Genomic DNA, 15,843 nt, shown 5'->3' with positions numbered 1-15,843 from the left:
GCAGCATGAGCAAAACACTGAATTCCCGTTGCATCCGTCGCTGGGAAGTTGAGTTCAAGGGCGTTTGCGATTCGAAGATAAACCCATGGTGGCGTAAGCGTGACCTGCGCGGTTATATCCGTGAAGCGGCACTGACAACAGCCGATTGCATGGTGCAGCGTATGGCAGAGAGAAACGCCCGGGTTGATTTTTGTGGTACCGATATTGGTTGGTCTCCGGAGTTATCCGCCTGGTACGACGAAAGCCGGGAGCAGTACCTTAAAGATGCACGCGATTATCTGAACACAGATGCCTCCAATGACGAAATTGATGAAGAGATTGAGAACGAGCTGGAGGCCTGGAAAGACTGTGCATGTTGTTTTAGACATGTGCTGCGGTTCCCGCATGTTCTGGTTCAACAAAACGCGATACGCGCACGTTATTCACTGATATCCGGAGCGAAGAGCATAAGCTGTGCGATGGCCGTCGTCTGGTCATTCGACCAGACCTTATTGCTGATTTCCGTGACCTGCCATTTGCTGATGCCTCGTTCCCGGTGGTGGTATTCGATCCTCCTCACCTTGAGCGTGTCGGTCAAACGGCGTGGATGGGTAAAAAATACGGGCGATTGAACAAAAAGACTTGGCGTTCTGACCTGCGCGCCGGTTTCAAAGAAGCGTTCCGTGTATTGCGGCCACACGGTGTTCTCATTTTCAAATGGAATGAAACTCAGATCCCTGTGAGCCAGATATTGGCGCTGACAGACGAGAAGCCAGCTATTGGTCAGCGCACCGGGAAGAACGATAAAACCCACTGGATCATCTTTGTGAAGGATTCAATTGCACCGCAGCAGGAGGTGAAGTAGTGACCTTCAACCGCTACGTAATCACTGTAATGCTGCCGAATCTGATTTTATGCAAATTAGTAGGCAAGCCAGCCATGGCGATTAAGAAGGTAGCTCGCCGGGTTCGCCTAGCATGTGGTCGCCGCATGGAGCGCATAATGATGGATGCACCGCCAAAGTAAACAGAGTGATATAATCCATCCATAAAAGCGGAGGGATTATGAGCAACATACGTAGAAGCAAACATGACTTACATCCTTTTGACCCCTATATAAAATGGCTAGCTAATCGCATTTTTATGATTGGATCTTGGATAGTAGTCATGGCATTAGGGTTATACCTTTCGGAGCATTATTCTCAGTGGAGCATCCTGCCAAGATTTGGGGCAATTGGAATAATGATTGGTACATTACTAACGCTCTCTCCTCTTTTTGCTGATGGGATTTACCTATCTCAAAGTGAGGCATTTAGTTTTGGTAGCCTTGATGATGAAGGAAAGACGAGAGTAACAACTGAAGAGGGTAGGAAGGTTTCAATCAACATTTTTTGGGGGGTGATACTAATAGTTTTCTCGTCCTTCATTAATGCATTTGGAGACTATCTTGGTGACTATCTATGAGCGAGTACAAGATTGCAGCCAAAAGCCAAGAAGAGAGCGACAAGGTTAACGTTGACCTGGCAGCCTCCGGCGTGGCGTACAAAGAGCGCCTGAACATGCCGGTTGTCGCCGAGGTGGTTATGCGCGAACAGCCAGAGCATCTGAGGGATTACTTCCTTGAACGCCTGAAGTTTTATCGCGAGAAGTCGATAACTTTACCGAAAGGTAGCGATCCGGTTTATCAGAAGCAGGAGGATGGTAGGTGAAAGTTGAATATCTATTCATTGGTCGCGGTCTCGATGGGGAGATCAAGATGGACGATTATCCCAAACAAAAGTTGCTTGTAGGAGAAGTTACCGTTCAGGCTGTTGGCAATGGAAGCCAAGGCACTCCCCTCAAAACCTTTGAGGTTGACCATTTTACGCATAACGGGCATGTGTATGCGGTAGCAATTGGTCGTAGCACAACTGGGCAGGAGATAATCCAGTTCATTGAAAGCTCAGGTGTGAAGCCAATCCCAGATGAGCTGCTGTAACGAAGTTAATAAGGCCCACTACTCCGGGCCTTTTCAAAACCAGGCTTAAGAGCGCTGGTTTACGTACTCGATGATCGCGTTAATGATCACGAACATCGGGGGTACGATTTTTAACAGCAATGCAACCATAATAGCCTCCTGGGCTTAGGGTTAGTGGTCTTTGAGGTATCCCAGCAGGGCCGTAATGATGGCCGCCACCGGGTGCGCGAGTTTTAAAAACAGCAGGAGCAATGCCATGCAGTTTCCTCTTTGTTCATCGCGCCTCGCCGCAAACACCACTGGGCTTGCCTTTGCAGTTGCTGTATCAGTAGTCGCCAGACACATTCAGCACGATTTTGGGTTGGGGTGGGGTTCAAGAATCACCAAAAACCCGGGCAAAAAAATTTACTTGTATTTCAAACTTCAAGGTTCTCTATAGTGTCCAAAAGTGTTCTGGTTCCGTCCCCTCGCTTGAAGAATTCAGTTCATTTGTTTAAGCTAACTTCAGTCGCCAGATACATTTGGCACGGTAAGTGAAGTTCGCACCTCCAGTTACCGATTGAAGAACCCGGTCTAATCAGCCGGGTTTTTTCATTTCTGGCTGGCCGTAAAAATTTAAATGTTTAAATACTACATATAGGGCTTGCAAAAAATCTTTTCGCTATATGATGAGTATTCTAGTAAGGATTCTTTTCAGCACAAGAGTTGATTTTGACGTTAAATTGAGGTTGTGAAAGGGTAAAAAAGGCTAAGTCCTCGTACCATAAGGCCTAGAAGATATGTCAATAATTAAGAAAAAAAATTCAAAATTTGATCGAGTGTCGATTTCTTCAGTGATAGGTCAGAATCTCGCACCATGATATCGCGCAATCTGCATAAGAGTCGTCAACTATTGGTGTTTGTTTCATAGGCTGCGCGTAACATATGATTAACATTTTTTTCCAAAGACCTTAGAGTCACGTAATACAAAGTTTTTACTCTCTATGAAAGTCTCTTGATAATTAGCCAACAGAATCTCCTTCGGCAATCACCACGTAGCGATCACATTTCATCTAAAGAAGTTTCATCTAACCTGCTCGAAAGGGCAGCGCAACCCCAGCCAATGGCGACAGTTGCTGCAGGGGGGGCACGCAGAAGAAGTGAAAACCCTGCTTGCCATGGACGGGTACGATGAGCAGCGTGCGCAGCTGGCGCTTGAGTTCCTGCGCGAATATTGCTGCCCGGACAGCACTGGGCAGGTGACCATCGAAAGCGTGGTGTACCGCATCGTAGATATTGGCATGTGCATGCTGCAGCCACATGAGCTATACCGGGCGCAGGGCTTCCCTGAATGGTACATCAGCGACAGAGACTACCGCGGCGTGAAGTACGCAAAGGATAAGCAGGTAGCCCGCTGCGGTAATGCGGTTCCACCGCCGTTCGCTGAAGCGCTGGTGAGAGCAAATCTCCCTGAACTTTGTCAAAACAAGTTCATCACAGCTTAATCACACCCTGCCAAGAGCAGGGTATACTAGAAATCATTCATTGACTGGCGTTTATTGCGAATAGAATGCGGAGAAAACGTATTTATAAATTTGTTTTATCCATATTGCTAACTGTGGTACAGAGATTTGTATGGGGTGATTTTTTGATTTTAAAGATCTAACAATGCTGTAACATTGGATATCCGATATTACGACATTGTTAGATGTAAACTAAAACCCCAATTATCTTATGTATGTATCGATCTTCTTTCTTCTACTAAATCACATAAGTTATTTAAGCTGTCTAAAAGTTCTACGTGATCATTTTCTGGGTTGTATTCTAAGACATCTATGTTATTGGTGTTTTTGAATGCAGCCAAGATTGATGGGTGAGAACCACTAGACATTGTGGCGTAGTGCGGGTTAGCACTTGGGTAAGTAATAATGTTATTCTCTAAGATTAATTGTATTTCAGGGTCATTAACGCTATACCCAATAAATAAAATTGTATGCGTTAAAAAAATACTTTCTAATGCTTCAAAGAAACCGAAGTATTTACTTCGAGCATTAAAAAAATCAGACTTTGTTAAAATTGTTTTTTCGGGCTCACTTATACACCCATGCGCTTTGATTATTAATCTTGTTGGAGAGCGCATTCTTGCAACTAGTCCATCGTCATAATATCGAATAACTGAGTATCCATCTCTACCTTGACCTTGACGACATAAACTCTCATATAAAGTATCAAAATTGGTAGTAATTACAACTTTTTGGTCTAAAATTTCAACAGCTTTATGTACCCCAGTAGATTCATATCCCGAAAATGTTTGAGTAATGCAGCGATTGTATTCCGCCCTAGGCAGGCAGGTTGTTCTAACAATTTCAGCACAATCGAGATAATTTTGTTTTTCAAGGAGTGATTCTGCATTTACTTTTGATCCAATAGCATCCTCAGGAGATCGTTCTAATAATAATTTAAGTAAGCCTGCCCAGGTTGGAGGTGATATGTCATTTTCACCATTCCGCTTTTTAGCTGAAGCAGATGCCCCTGATCCAATGAAAATAACACATCTACGAGAGGCTAATTCATCGACTAAAGAGTCTGGCCAATTTATCATTATTTTACTCCTGAACGGACATGCCAAGGTTTTTAAGTAAATTTTCAGCAATGGGGCGTATTTTATTTGAGAATTCTCGAACTGCTGAAAACTGCGAACCAACAAGGCCATCCGTGCTCGTTAGTGCATGAATAGGAACAGATTGCTTTTGTGCGAGAGGAACCAAACTATATAAGTGTTGAATATCGCCCAACTTAGAATTTTGAGGGGATGCAATTAGGCTATCAGAGTAAAAATCAATTAATGATGTTCTGATCTCATTATCAACATCACCAATAATAGCCTCATAGGCTTTAGTTGCACGACGTTCTTGCCCATAAGACTTAGTTATATATAATTGAACTGTATAGCCAATAAAGCCCTTTTTAATGCGAGGTTCGGGAAGAACAGAGAATCGATCTTGAAGAACACTTCTCTCCTCTGGAGTTAATGCCGACCAAGAGTGATTGTAATCATCAATCCAGTTATTCAACCACGAAGAGATATTTTTTACGCCAATAATACTAAACACATCAGAGCCAAGGGGAGTGAGGAAATGTTGACATCCCATGAGTACAGATCTATTTATCGAACCCAAGCTTGGACCTAAGTCAAACATAACTAAATCATATTTATCTTCTAAAAAATTACATAACAATGTATTCCAGTTTGTTTGTCTAAAACCTTGTCTGTCTCTCCCCCTGAGTTGCCCCCAGGCAACACCTAATCTGTCTTCAATGATTGCAAAATAAGGATGTCCGGGTAATAAGTCAACTCCAAAACGATTATCACTTGATTTGAGAAAGGTTAATTCAGTATTTATTGTTGAATCACCATCCTCTATTGGTTGTAGCACATCTTTAATGGTGCTTATAGTAGGGTTTGGGTCTAGATACAGCTCTGCTGAATTTTCAACACCCATTATCAGTTGTGTTGAGTTGCACTGTGGATCGCAATCGACCACCAATACCTTTTTATTAAAATTCATTGCTATAAAAGAGGCGAGGTTACAGGTTAAAGTTGTTTTTCCTACCCCCCCCTTATTGTTGAACATCGCTACTGATTTCACTTTTTTTCCTTATTTATATTCAAAGATTAATAGAGACTCAGCAACACTTCCTTTGCAATTTTTTCTTGCTCGGCGAGATTCAGGGATTTCGCTTGATATAGTGTCGGTTAGCTCATAATCGGGCCACTCATTATTTATTAAGTCAATAACAAGATCATCAAGTCGTTTTTTTTGTGGTGTTTGTCGTCGTGCCTACGAAAATAGCAAGCTTGCCACCATGACGTAGATTTTTACGCCATGAGTTTAAGCATGCACTGAACTCTTCCACAAACCTCGTAGCACTAGGTGATATTTCTTTATTCAATGCTGACCAATTTTCCACACCCATTAAATAAAGTCTTAATCTATTATCGCGAGCATAGTCAAGCTGCCCCATATATGGTGGGCTAGTAATGATAGCATCAACCTTACGCTCAGTTTCAATTGATGATGCGCTCTGCTGATAAATATTTCGGCTCAAAGAAAAGTCAAGCGATGGTAATGAGTTATATACCCTGAGTATTTTCTTTTCGAGTCGGGGGAGTACTGGCCTGTACTCATAAAGTTCAGGAAACTCAGATGGCGGAAACTTCTTTGTTCGAAGATAAGGCACAGTATGACTTGAAGGATATGAGAGAAATCCTGGGCGTTGATGATGAGCAAGAGAAAGTAAACAAGCGAGTCCAAAATCATCGTTACATGATTTCAAAACTTTCACCCACGCTAATAAATCAACTAGCGTTTCTGGGTTGTAAAATTCCCTTACCCATTCAGGAATTTCATCAAGCGTTACTGTGGGTTTTATTTTCGCTACTAAAGTAGCGTAATAATCTAATTTTTCATGAACATTATCCACATCATGAGGCATATAGGGATTCAATTTTGCCCGTGAAATCAAGCATGCGTACGGATTGAGATCAGTCCCTACAGCATCTCTTCCTTTCAACCATGCCTCAAGAAGGACAGTACCCGAACCACAGAATGGGTCGTAAACTAAGTCGCCAGGCTTAGACACGGTCTCGATAGCCCAACCAGCAATTTCTGGTCGCATTTTCCCAATATACGGGGCTACAGTATGTAGTCGCTCAGTCTTCAATGGGATTTCAGCTTTTGTCATTAGATTCTCAGGGCATGCAATAGTTCGAGTATGTTAAGGGGCAATGATACAATTGTTTTATCAGTCTATAAAGTTGTGTTGACCTCATTTTTAACACTAGAAACTAGGTTGATTACCTAATGGTATTGGCATTTTGTGCTCTTAAGGCGTTGACCATTTTTTCATGGAGGTATACTGTATAAAAACACAGTAAATGAAAGGAAGCCACTATGAAAGTTGAATTAACCATTGATCGTAATAAAAAACTTCCTAATGGCGCAGTACCGGCGTTGGAAAATGAGCTACTAAAACGGCTCCAGAATCAGTTCGAAGATTGCAGCCTTGTTATCCGGCTTACAGGTTCGGATGGGTTAAGTGTTTACGGCGGCGAGAAGGAAGCAAAAAAGACGTTCGAGGGGATTCTTCAGGATACTTGGGAAAGTGCAGACGACTGGTTCTCTTAAGGTTGTACACAGGGGTGGCGCACATTTTCAAAATACCGCAATTTGCGAATCCCTTTGATGCTGCTGCCGACAATTTCTAATCGCGTCTGTATGTCGCTCAGGGGGATTACGTGGGGGGTGTAGCTCAGTCAGATTTACGAGTGACTATAACCGATGGGAAAGGAAAAGAGCTGCTTACCTTCAGTATGAGAGCGGAAGAGCGGTATATAATTTCCACCAACGATGGTTCCTTAACTCACAGAAAACTAAGCAGGGACGATCGATACTGGTCAAAGGAAACCATAATGGAAGTTGTAAGGGAAATGGCTTCTAAAAATTGACTTGTCACTACGTACGCAATCATAATTCTTGAGCTGGCCTGAACAACCAGCAACCTGACATCGATGCGCCACGGAGTGAACACCATGGCGCAGTTACAACTCATTAAACAGTCCTCAGGGATCCTGATCCCGGCTACGCCGGAGACCAGCGATTTGCTGCAATCAAAAATAAAGCTCGGCGCCGTGTTGGTGGCCGACTTCAAACAGGTACGCAATCCTGCGTTTCACCGCCGCTTCTTCGCTCTGCTGAATCTGGGCTTCGAATACTGGGAGCCGACCGGCGGGGCTATTTCTAGCAACGAGCGGAAGCTGATTACCGGCTACGCCAAATTCCTGGCTTCTTATGGCGGGAATGAGGGCGCGCTGATCGATGCTGCTGAGCAGTATCTTGAGCAGGTTGCTTACCGGCGCGTCACGAATGGCATTAGCCTGTGCAAATCCTTCGATGCTTACCGCTCATGGGTGATTGTCGAGGCAGGGCATTTTGATGCCATTCAGCTACCTGACGGCACACTCAAAAAGCATCATCGCAGCATTTCATTCGCCAACATGGACGAGCTCGAGTTTCAGCAACTCTATAAAGCTGCGCTCGATGTCCTCTGGCGCTGGGTCCTCTCCCGTTCATTCCGCAGTCGTGAAGAGGCAGAAAATGTTGCCGCGCAGCTGCTTGGCTTTGCGGGGTGATGGGGATGAAGAAGACCTGGTTCCATCATACCGACTGCAGCACCGAACAGGCCGACGAACTGGTTAAGCGTTATAAGGCCCGCGGGGTACGAGTTGAGCGTAGCCTTAACCCAGATTACGTGACATGGACTGTCAGTGCTTTCCTTCCTACCTCAAAAACACCAGCGCGCCCGGATAGCCGCTGGCGCAGCCGGATGTGGGGGTAAACGTGAAGATATATCAAATCACTTTGCCCTGGCCGCCGAGCAATAATCGGTATTACCGGCACAACCGTGGGCGTACGCACATTAGCGCTGATGGCGTCGCGTACCGCTATGCCGTGGCCAGTATCATTCGAAGCGGCCGGCTAAATATCCGAACGGCGGCACCACTCAAAATCCGAATTGAATGTCACATGCCCGACCGCCGGCGCCGCGATCTGGATAACCTGCAGAAAGCTGCTTTCGACGCTTTAACCAAGGCGGGATTCTGGCTGGATGACTGCCAGGTTGTTGATTATCGCGTTGTGAAAATGCCTGTCGTTAAGGGCGGGAAATTAGAACTCACCATCACCGAGCTGGAGATCGCATGAATCTTGAAAATACCCTCAAATATCACTTCGCCAAATCGACCATGATTAGCGACTCTCCTCGTGCTACGGCATCAGATGCATTAACTGGTTCGGATATTATGGCTGCGATGGGCATGACGCAGGAACGGGCCGCCATGGGTTACAGCGCTTTTCTCGGGAAGATGGGTATCAGCAACAATGACCGGGAGAGGGCGATTGAGTTGCTGGCTCAGTATGCGCAGACCAAGTGCGATCGGGTTGCGGCATTACGGAAGCTTGATGCAGAGATTAAACCACTGGTGATGCACCAGCTGGCAACCTTCGCGTTCGAGGACTATTCCCGCAGCGCCGCCAGCGTGAAACAGTGTGATTGCTGCTCGGGTCAGGGATTCATTGAGGGTGATGTTTTCACGATGAAATCCCACTACACCATGAAGCTTCCACAGTGGGCAAAAGACCTTAAGCAATCTCCGAGTGATTTCGAGGTTAAGCGCCAGGTGAAAGAAGTCGCTAAGGTACTTTGTTCGACCTGCAAGGGGAAAAAAGTTGTCAGTTGCGCCTGCAAAGACTGCCACGGGCGCGGTAAAGCAGTGAATCAGGAGCTCACTGAAAAGCAGGGCGTTCCGGTTCTGGCTGATTGCAAACGCTGCAGTGGCCGTGGATATGAACGAATCCCATCGACCGAGGCATACGCCGCGGTGTGCCAGATAACGAAAGCAATCAGTCTCGATACATGGAAGAAGTCTGTTAAACCATTTTACGATCAGCTAATCACCAAGTTTGACATCGAAGAGGCCTGGGCAGATGCGCAGCTGAAGCAGATAACAAAATAGGGCGTTACTTTATCGTGAGCTATTTACTTTTCCCGAATCTGTGGTAATTTTGCTCTAACGATGGGTTATTGCCTTCGTTTAAAGCCCTGCGGTTAACCCCGTGGGGCTTTTTGCTTAATGGCGATTTAAGTATTTCTAAAATCATCAATATTCATTGCCTCTTATAATCTCTATATCGAAGAGGAGGGGGGAATGATGAGAGAAGGCTATTACTGGATCCAGTACAATGGCAGCAGGCAGATCGCTTACTACGTGCACGAAAAAATTGACGATTTAGAGTCGGGTGAAACTATCTACGGCGCATGGTATGTGACTCGTGGAGATAATCTCGCCAACAATGGAGAGGTCGAAGTGCTAAGCGAACGTATTGAAGAGCCAAAGCTGTAACAGGAAAAATAAGTGAAGCCTCGTTACTGTGCGAGGCTTTTAGTATCCATGAAAGAAGTAGCGAATCTTCAAACCGATAAACTTTAACACTGGCCAGACATAATGCTGGATTAAATATAGGGCAGGTGGAACAACCAATGTCGCACCAGTTGCGCAGATTGCGTATACCGCCGAGTCCTTAGCGATTAATGAGTAATTTAGGTTAAGTGTTTCAAGGTTAATTGCATTGGCTGTACTCGATCCTACAAATCCAGAGCCAAAAACAACCAGAAACACATAAAATGATGCTGTTATGAGCTTTAAAATTAGCCGAATGTATTTCACGATGAAGACCTGATGATTGATGTCATCTTTTTACACAAAAACAACGTGTTTAGCTAGCTTATGGCTTGGGATGTTCTGACTAGGCCTCTTGATCCTCACACCGCCAATCTTCCCGGACTCTACCCGGATATTTAATTCAGGCCACAGTTAATCACGTTCAAATACCCCTTAGATATTTAGTCTGATGGTCTTTCAAATTCCTTTGAAAAGCACCCGCTCAAAGCGAGGTGAGAGTATGTATCGCATGGACAAACTAACCACCGGTGCTGCATATGGCGCTTCAGCCGGTAGCATCCTCAACGGCGTGTTGAATGCCTACAGTCCCGAGCAGTGGAATGCTATTGGCGTGCTGGTGGGCATCATTGTCGCCGTACTCACGTACCTAACGAATCTCTATTTTAAGATTCGCGAAGACAACCGCCGCAGCAGGAGCCGAGATGAATACGACACTCAGAAATAAGCTGGTTGGTGCCATAGTTGGCGGATCCGGAGCAATCACAATTGCTGCTGTTATGCTGGGCAATGCGGATGGGCTGGAAGGGCGACGTTATTACGCCTATCAGGATGTGGTCGGCGTCTGGACTGTTTGCGATGGACACACCGGTGCCGATATTCGCCGCGGCCACCGCTACAGCGACAAAGAGTGTGACAACCTACTGAAGGCAGATCTGCGAAAGGTGGCAAACGCCATCGACCCGCTGATCAAGGTTCGCATCCCTGAGCCTACCCGTGCCGCACTTTACTCTTTCACCTACAACGTAGGAGCTGGAGCGTTTAGCAGATCGACGCTGCTGAAAAAATTAAATTCCGGCGACGTTCCGGGTACATGCAAAGAACTGCAGCGCTGGACGTATGCCGGTGGAAAGCAGTGGAAGGGGCTTATCACTCGGCGCGAGATTGAGCGTGAAGTTTGCGAGTGGGGTCAGAAATGAGCCGTTTAACAGCAATCATCTGCGCTGTCGTTATCTGCCTGCTGGTTTCCATGGCCTGGGCGATTAACCACTACCGCGACAACGCCATCACCTACAAAGACCAGCGCGATAAAGCTACCGAACAACTGACCCTGGCGAACGCCACCATCAAAGACATGCAGACTCGCCAGCGAGATGTCGCTGCGCTGGATGCCAAATACACGAAGGAATTAGCTGATGCGAAATCTCAGCTTGAAGATCTGCAGCGTTGCGTTAACTCTGGTAAGTGTGGGCTGCACGTCAACGCAAGATGTCCCGCGAACGGAACGGCCGGCACCAGCGGCCTGGGCGATGCTTACAGCCCCCGACTTACTGACTCCGCTGAACGGGATTATTTCACCCTCAGAGAACGAATCGTCACAGTGACGAAGCAGATTGGCTACTTGCAGGACTACATCAAAGAGCAATGTTTGGAATAACGACCTATCAATAGCGGCCTTTTCATCCACTTCATAACGTCAAAGTTATCAGTAGAGGCGCAGAGCCACTTCAGGCAGAGTGCATAGACCGAACTGAATAAACTGGAAGATTGTTGTCGCATCAGAAATCCCCTTACAGTTTACGATAATGATGTTGAAACTGGTATGAAATTGCCTCAAATTATCTATGCCATACATACCGTATGGAGAACAGATAAGGAGTTGATATGTTAGAAGGATATTTCGGAAACGGACCTGCTGAAAAAGATAGAAAACGGTTACTGGCTGTCCAGGCTGCACTTGAAATTTCCAAGGCTACGGTTTCATCCGCAACTGCGATTTCCGGTGTGAAGTCAGGGTACGATTTAGAGCATGTAACGAAAAAGGTTGAAGCATTGGCAGATGCGATTCAAGCAGCACTAGATAAATAATTGTTGTCTTAAGTTAAATTTTATTGCTTTCTTAAGGGCCACCTTCTGGTGGCTTTTTTATAAAGCAAAGCATGTATTATCAACCAATCCGGGTAATCAATAAGTTATCCCCATAATAGGATAAAGAGATTATCAAGGTCCGATATCTATCAAATAATCCTAATCACCAAAGCAGTCGAAACCCTCACAGGCAGGATGTTACGACGTCAGCCTGAGCTGGTTATAGGATTTGTGCTGCTCGCGGTCGGGGCGGTTAGAACAGCGTTTCGCTCGGGCTTAGGTTGCTGTGTTTAGCTTGAATAAGAGGACTTTTTAAGTGTGCTTTTCGAGATTCCGCTGCTAGCGGGCCTGACAATGATACACAACAGCCAGCGATCGCTGACCAACGAGGCCAGTCCAGATTTGAATATCAATCTAATGTCGGTACTGAGGCAGCGCAAAATCGATATGATGGAGATTAAGTTAATTAAGAAAATTAGGCAAAAATTTAATTGAGGTCCATCGCAACAATGACTTACTAAGCTTTGCTAACTTGGCCTAAATGAGTATCCTGTTAATTCAATAATATACAAGGAATTTCATATGCCATGTTTTATCACACACTCCGTTGTTAATGGACAGGATTCTAGCCAGAATCGCAATCTTGCTGTACAAAAAGGTCTTGCGATGTCGCACCAACTTGCTGTGGCTAAAAATTGTGACATTTTGGTTATTGTTCCCAACATCCAACATTTGGATAGTGGCCATGTTAGCAGCGCATTAGGTGATGTCTTTGCTAAAAGCATCAAAAAACCTGAGCCTTTTAAGGTTAATGGTGTAACTATCAGTCGCACATCAAAAATACCTTCTTTTTTCGGTGCCAACACAGTCGTTTGGATGCTTTGGCCTAGCCTCGTAACTGCTGAGGCAGTTAGTAAATCTTGTCAAGGCGTAAACGATATTGTGGCTACGGAGTGGGTTCCTTATGACGAACTCAACCGTTGGCGAGTAGCTAATAAAGCAAAACAATTTTGAAAATAAAACCGCCTTCGGGCGGTTTTTTTTGCCATCACGCTAACTTATACAAGGTGATGGCAAAAATTAAAGCGAATGAATTCACGAGTTAAGGGTTACGTCTAAACCAATTCTCTCTGTGCGCATGAAAATCGTTAACTTGATCTGTGCAAGAAGGACATAGAAATGAATTATTTTCATAGCATTCAAGCAAGTCGCGATCATCAATCGTGTTCGAGCAATCAATAGGCTCTTCATCCAAAGGAGTCATATAGCCATCGCAGGTAACATTATGAATTAAAGGCAGAATTGCAATGTTAAAATTATAGAGCTGAGCTTCTGATAAATTGTTAATTGTTTGTTCTGCATCCACTTGTCTTGCTATACCTACTACAGCATCTGGTGAGCGGTGTGTTTGATTAGCACTATCGATTAAGAGGTCCGTTGCATTCTCAACTAGGTAATGTAAAGCAGGTAAGTTCATCAGTTAATCTCATTGAATAAATGGGTAGCCATTTCAATCCATTTTTCAAGTTATCACCTTAATACAGATCAGAAAATTATGGCAAAACCGGACTGGGGTGAGCTTCAGCAACGGTTCCTGTCCGAACATGCCACAACCGGCGTATCACCGAAGGAATGGTGTGAGGCGCAGGGACTTAATTACGCTACCGCCCGTCGATATATCAAAAAAACCTCTGCGCAAAAAACTGAGCGCAAAAAAATGCGCACTGCGCAGAAAGATAAAAGCGCAGAAGAGCTGGTGGATGATGATGGACTTACCGCTCAGCAGCGCTTATTTGTCGCGGAATACCTGAGGGACAACAACGCCACCGCTGCCGCTGCACGTGCTGGTTATAGTGACCCAAACTACGGTCGCCAGCTCATAACGAATCCTAACGTTGCCCAGGCCATTGCGCAGCAGCAAAAAGCGTCCATTGTGCGCACGCTTGGCAGTGCCGATGAAGTCCTCGCGCAGATGTGGCAGCTCGCCACCTTCGATGCAAATCAGCTTTCGCAGTATCGCCGTGGTGCGTGTCGTTACTGCTGGGGCTTTGGTCACCAGTATCAGTGGCGTGATGCCGTGGAGTTCGAAGAGAAAAGACTCGAGGCCGTTGAGCGTGACAGACGTGAACCCGAAGATTCCGGTGGTTACGGCTACGACCACAACAGAGAGCCTAACCCAGAATGCCCGCGCTGTAATGGTGACGGCATTGGCCAGCCTTACTTCCCTGATACGCGCAAACTCCCGGCTGCTTCCAGGATCGCCTATTCAGGTGTGAAGGTCGGCAAGAATGGCGTTGAAATCACTGCTATCAGCCGTGAGCGCATGTTCGAGGCGGTAATGAAGCGCCTTGGCCTGGCTGATAGTGAGTTCGCGCAGCGCCTGCAGCAGATTGAAATCGAACGCCGGCAGCTGGAGGTTGAAAAACTCCGTAAAGAGCTGGCCGGTGAGGGTGAGGACGATGAACCAACCCCAGTTGCAATCAATATCAACGTAGTGGATGCGAGGGCAGACGATGGGGATCAGCCCGACACTTAACATTCCTCAGGCGCGCTTCCTCGCGATGCAGCACAAATTCAAGGCCTATGTTGCCGGGTTCGGTTCCGGTAAGACTTGGGTGGGTTGTGGCGGCATCTGTAAGGGGATGTGGGAACACCCGAAGATTAACCAGGGTTATTTCGCGCCGACGTACCCGCAGATCCGTGACATTTTCTACCCGACGATTGAAGAGGTGGCCTTTGACTGGGGCTTGAATGTCAAAATCAACGAGGGGAACAAAGAGGTTCACTTCTACGAGGGGCGACGGTACCGCGGGACAACCATCTGCCGCTCAATGGAGAAGCCCGGCTCAATAGTCGGTTTCAAAATTGGTAACGCGATGGTGGATGAGCTGGATGTCATGGCGGCAGCCAAAGCGCAGCAGGCGTGGCGAAAAATCATAGCCCGTATGCGCTACAAAGTTGATGGGCTGCGTAACGGCATCGATGTAACGACAACGCCGGAGGGCTTCAAGTTCGTCTACCAGCAGTTCGTGAAGGCGGTGCGTGAAAAACCAGAGCTTGCCGCATTGTATGGACTGATTCAGGCCAGCACGTTCGACAACGCGAAGAACCTGCCGCCTGACTACATTCCATCGCTTCTGAGCTCATACCCTGACGAACTGATTCAGGCCTATCTGCGAGGGAAGTTCACCAACCTCAACAGCGGGACCATTTACCATACGTTCAACCGTAAGCTGAATAACTGTTCTGACGAGATTCAGGATGGGGATCCGCTGTTTATCGGTATGGACTTCAACGTGGGGAAAATGGCCGCGATTGTTCACGTAAAGCGTAACGGCTTACCGCGTGCGGTGCGTGAGCTGGTTAAGGTCTACGATACTCCGGCGATGATTAAGCGCATTCAGGAAGAGTTCTGGCGATATGAGGATGGTCGCTATGTTAAAAGCCGGGAGATTTACATCTATCCGGATGCGTCAGGCGACTCCCGCAAATCTCAGAACGCCAGCAAGACCGATATCGCCCAGCTCAACGATGCCGGATTCAGCGTCATCGTTGATGATGCCAACCCGCCGGTTAAAGACCGCATTAACTCGATGAACGCCATGTTCTGCAACGCTAACGGCGAGCGCCGCTATCTGGTAAACGTTCAGAACTGCCCGGTTTATACCGAGAGCCTCGAGCAGCAAATCTGGGCGGCCAATGGCGAACCGGATAAATCAGCAGATAACGATCACCCCAATGATGCTGGTGGGTACTTCATCGTGAAGGATTACCCGATCGTGAAACCGGCATACTCAATCACCATGGACACTACTTTCTGA

The 15,843-nt window shown here is 46.3% G+C and carries 20 protein-coding genes and 3 pseudogenes; 19 read left to right on the top strand and 4 right to left on the bottom strand.

All coding sequences use genetic code 11. The features are described from left to right. Nucleotides 1-5: 5 nt before the first annotated feature. The 6 genes and pseudogenes from NL510_RS12835 to NL510_RS12810 all read left to right on the top strand — a co-directional run. A pseudogene (locus tag NL510_RS12835) lies at nt 6-347 on the top strand (hypothetical protein); the annotation flags it as partial. A 37-nt stretch (nt 348-384) separates the two neighbouring features. Beyond that, nucleotides 385-844 (top strand): annotated as a pseudogene (locus NL510_RS12830) (SAM-dependent methyltransferase). Nucleotides 845-1,043: 199 nt separating this feature from the next. Beyond that, the gene (locus tag NL510_RS12825) at nt 1,044-1,442 is read left to right on the top strand and encodes a hypothetical protein (RefSeq protein WP_017693516.1); all 399 of its coding nucleotides are present in this window, start codon (nt 1,044-1,046) and stop codon (nt 1,440-1,442) included. Then, complete coding sequence (locus NL510_RS12820) at nt 1,439-1,687, top strand: DNA polymerase III subunit theta (protein ID WP_253377238.1); 249 nt, start codon at nt 1,439-1,441, stop codon at nt 1,685-1,687. Before NL510_RS12825 ends, NL510_RS12820 begins: the two co-directional genes overlap by 4 nt. Continuing rightward, entirely contained in the window at nt 1,684-1,956 is a 273-nt protein-coding gene (locus tag NL510_RS12815) for a hypothetical protein (protein ID WP_253377236.1), read from the top strand. Before NL510_RS12820 ends, NL510_RS12815 begins: the two co-directional genes overlap by 4 nt. 983 nt (nt 1,957-2,939) lie before the next feature. Then, nucleotides 2,940-3,419, top strand: a pseudogene (locus tag NL510_RS12810) (DNA cytosine methyltransferase); the annotation flags it as partial. A 227-nt stretch (nt 3,420-3,646) separates the two neighbouring features. On the opposite strand, the gene NL510_RS12805 reads toward NL510_RS12810, so the two are convergent. The 3 genes from NL510_RS12805 to NL510_RS12795 all read right to left on the bottom strand — a co-directional run bounded on the left by NL510_RS12805 (nt 3,647) and on the right by NL510_RS12795 (nt 6,660). Then, nucleotides 3,647-4,516 (bottom strand): SIR2 family NAD-dependent protein deacylase, encoded by an 870-nt coding sequence (locus NL510_RS12805; protein WP_253377234.1) that lies wholly within the window; start codon nt 4,514-4,516, stop codon nt 3,647-3,649. Nucleotides 4,517-4,520: 4 nt separating this feature from the next. Next, nucleotides 4,521-5,564: a ParA family protein gene (locus NL510_RS12800; RefSeq protein WP_253377226.1), complete on the bottom strand. Its 1,044-nt coding sequence runs from the start codon at nt 5,562-5,564 to the stop codon at nt 4,521-4,523. A 157-nt stretch (nt 5,565-5,721) separates the two neighbouring features. Then, nucleotides 5,722-6,660 (bottom strand): DNA methyltransferase, encoded by a 939-nt coding sequence (locus tag NL510_RS12795; protein WP_253377224.1) that lies wholly within the window; start codon nt 6,658-6,660, stop codon nt 5,722-5,724. A 209-nt stretch (nt 6,661-6,869) separates the two neighbouring features. On the opposite strand from NL510_RS12795, the gene NL510_RS12790 reads away from it, so the two are divergent. The 11 genes from NL510_RS12790 (at nt 6,870) to NL510_RS12740 (ending at nt 13,036) form a co-directional block, all read left to right on the top strand. After that, nucleotides 6,870-7,103, top strand: coding sequence for a DinI-like family protein (locus tag NL510_RS12790; protein WP_253377222.1), 234 nt, complete (start codon nt 6,870-6,872; stop codon nt 7,101-7,103). A gap of 404 nt (nt 7,104-7,507) precedes the next feature. After that, the gene (locus NL510_RS12785) at nt 7,508-8,107 is read left to right on the top strand and encodes a DUF1367 family protein (RefSeq protein ID WP_253377219.1); all 600 of its coding nucleotides are present in this window, start codon (nt 7,508-7,510) and stop codon (nt 8,105-8,107) included. Then, nucleotides 8,107-8,313, top strand: a complete 207-nt coding sequence (locus tag NL510_RS12780) for a hypothetical protein (protein ID WP_253377216.1) — start codon at nt 8,107-8,109, stop codon at nt 8,311-8,313. The genes NL510_RS12785 and NL510_RS12780 overlap by 1 nt, the downstream gene beginning before the upstream one ends. A 2-nt stretch (nt 8,314-8,315) precedes the next feature. Continuing rightward, the gene (gene rusA, locus NL510_RS12775) at nt 8,316-8,678 is read left to right on the top strand and encodes a crossover junction endodeoxyribonuclease RusA (RefSeq protein ID WP_050861245.1); all 363 of its coding nucleotides are present in this window, start codon (nt 8,316-8,318) and stop codon (nt 8,676-8,678) included. Then, complete coding sequence (locus NL510_RS12770) at nt 8,675-9,490, top strand: antitermination protein (protein ID WP_253377214.1); 816 nt, start codon at nt 8,675-8,677, stop codon at nt 9,488-9,490. The genes rusA and NL510_RS12770 overlap by 4 nt, the downstream gene beginning before the upstream one ends. A 195-nt stretch (nt 9,491-9,685) precedes the next feature. Continuing rightward, nucleotides 9,686-9,877, top strand: a complete 192-nt coding sequence (locus NL510_RS12765) for a hypothetical protein (protein ID WP_095449211.1) — start codon at nt 9,686-9,688, stop codon at nt 9,875-9,877. 559 nt (nt 9,878-10,436) lie between these two features. After that, on the top strand, nt 10,437-10,661 hold the full coding sequence (locus NL510_RS12760) for a class II holin family protein (protein WP_050861217.1): 225 nt from the start codon (nt 10,437-10,439) through the stop codon (nt 10,659-10,661). Then, entirely contained in the window at nt 10,639-11,133 is a 495-nt protein-coding gene (locus tag NL510_RS12755; protein WP_253377212.1) for a lysozyme, read from the top strand. The genes NL510_RS12760 and NL510_RS12755 overlap by 23 nt, the downstream gene beginning before the upstream one ends. After that, on the top strand, nt 11,130-11,591 hold the full coding sequence (locus NL510_RS12750; protein WP_252060786.1) for a lysis protein: 462 nt from the start codon (nt 11,130-11,132) through the stop codon (nt 11,589-11,591). Before NL510_RS12755 ends, NL510_RS12750 begins: the two co-directional genes overlap by 4 nt. 227 nt (nt 11,592-11,818) lie before the next feature. After that, on the top strand, nt 11,819-12,022 hold the full coding sequence (locus tag NL510_RS12745) for a hypothetical protein (protein ID WP_252060788.1): 204 nt from the start codon (nt 11,819-11,821) through the stop codon (nt 12,020-12,022). Nucleotides 12,023-12,604: 582 nt separating this feature from the next. Further along, nucleotides 12,605-13,036, top strand: a complete 432-nt coding sequence (locus tag NL510_RS12740) for a hypothetical protein (protein ID WP_252060790.1) — start codon at nt 12,605-12,607, stop codon at nt 13,034-13,036. An 88-nt stretch (nt 13,037-13,124) separates the two neighbouring features. Here the strand turns inward: NL510_RS12740 and NL510_RS12735 are convergent, their stop codons facing one another. Further along, nucleotides 13,125-13,499 (bottom strand): hypothetical protein, encoded by a 375-nt coding sequence (locus tag NL510_RS12735; RefSeq protein WP_252060792.1) that lies wholly within the window; start codon nt 13,497-13,499, stop codon nt 13,125-13,127. 78 nt (nt 13,500-13,577) lie between these two features. Between NL510_RS12735 and NL510_RS12730 the strand changes: the two genes are divergently transcribed. Together NL510_RS12730 and NL510_RS12725 are read left to right on the top strand one after the other, a co-directional pair. Then, nucleotides 13,578-14,558, top strand: coding sequence for a terminase small subunit (locus NL510_RS12730; protein ID WP_253377210.1), 981 nt, complete (start codon nt 13,578-13,580; stop codon nt 14,556-14,558). After that, nucleotides 14,536-15,843 (top strand): terminase large subunit domain-containing protein, encoded by a 1,308-nt coding sequence (locus tag NL510_RS12725; protein ID WP_253377207.1) that lies wholly within the window; start codon nt 14,536-14,538, stop codon nt 15,841-15,843. Before NL510_RS12730 ends, NL510_RS12725 begins: the two co-directional genes overlap by 23 nt.

It is taken from the genome of unidentified bacterial endosymbiont (assembly GCF_918797525.1).
GTDB lineage: Bacteria > Pseudomonadota > Gammaproteobacteria > Enterobacterales > Enterobacteriaceae > Enterobacter.
This window is presented reverse-complemented; position numbering and strand designations above follow the sequence as displayed.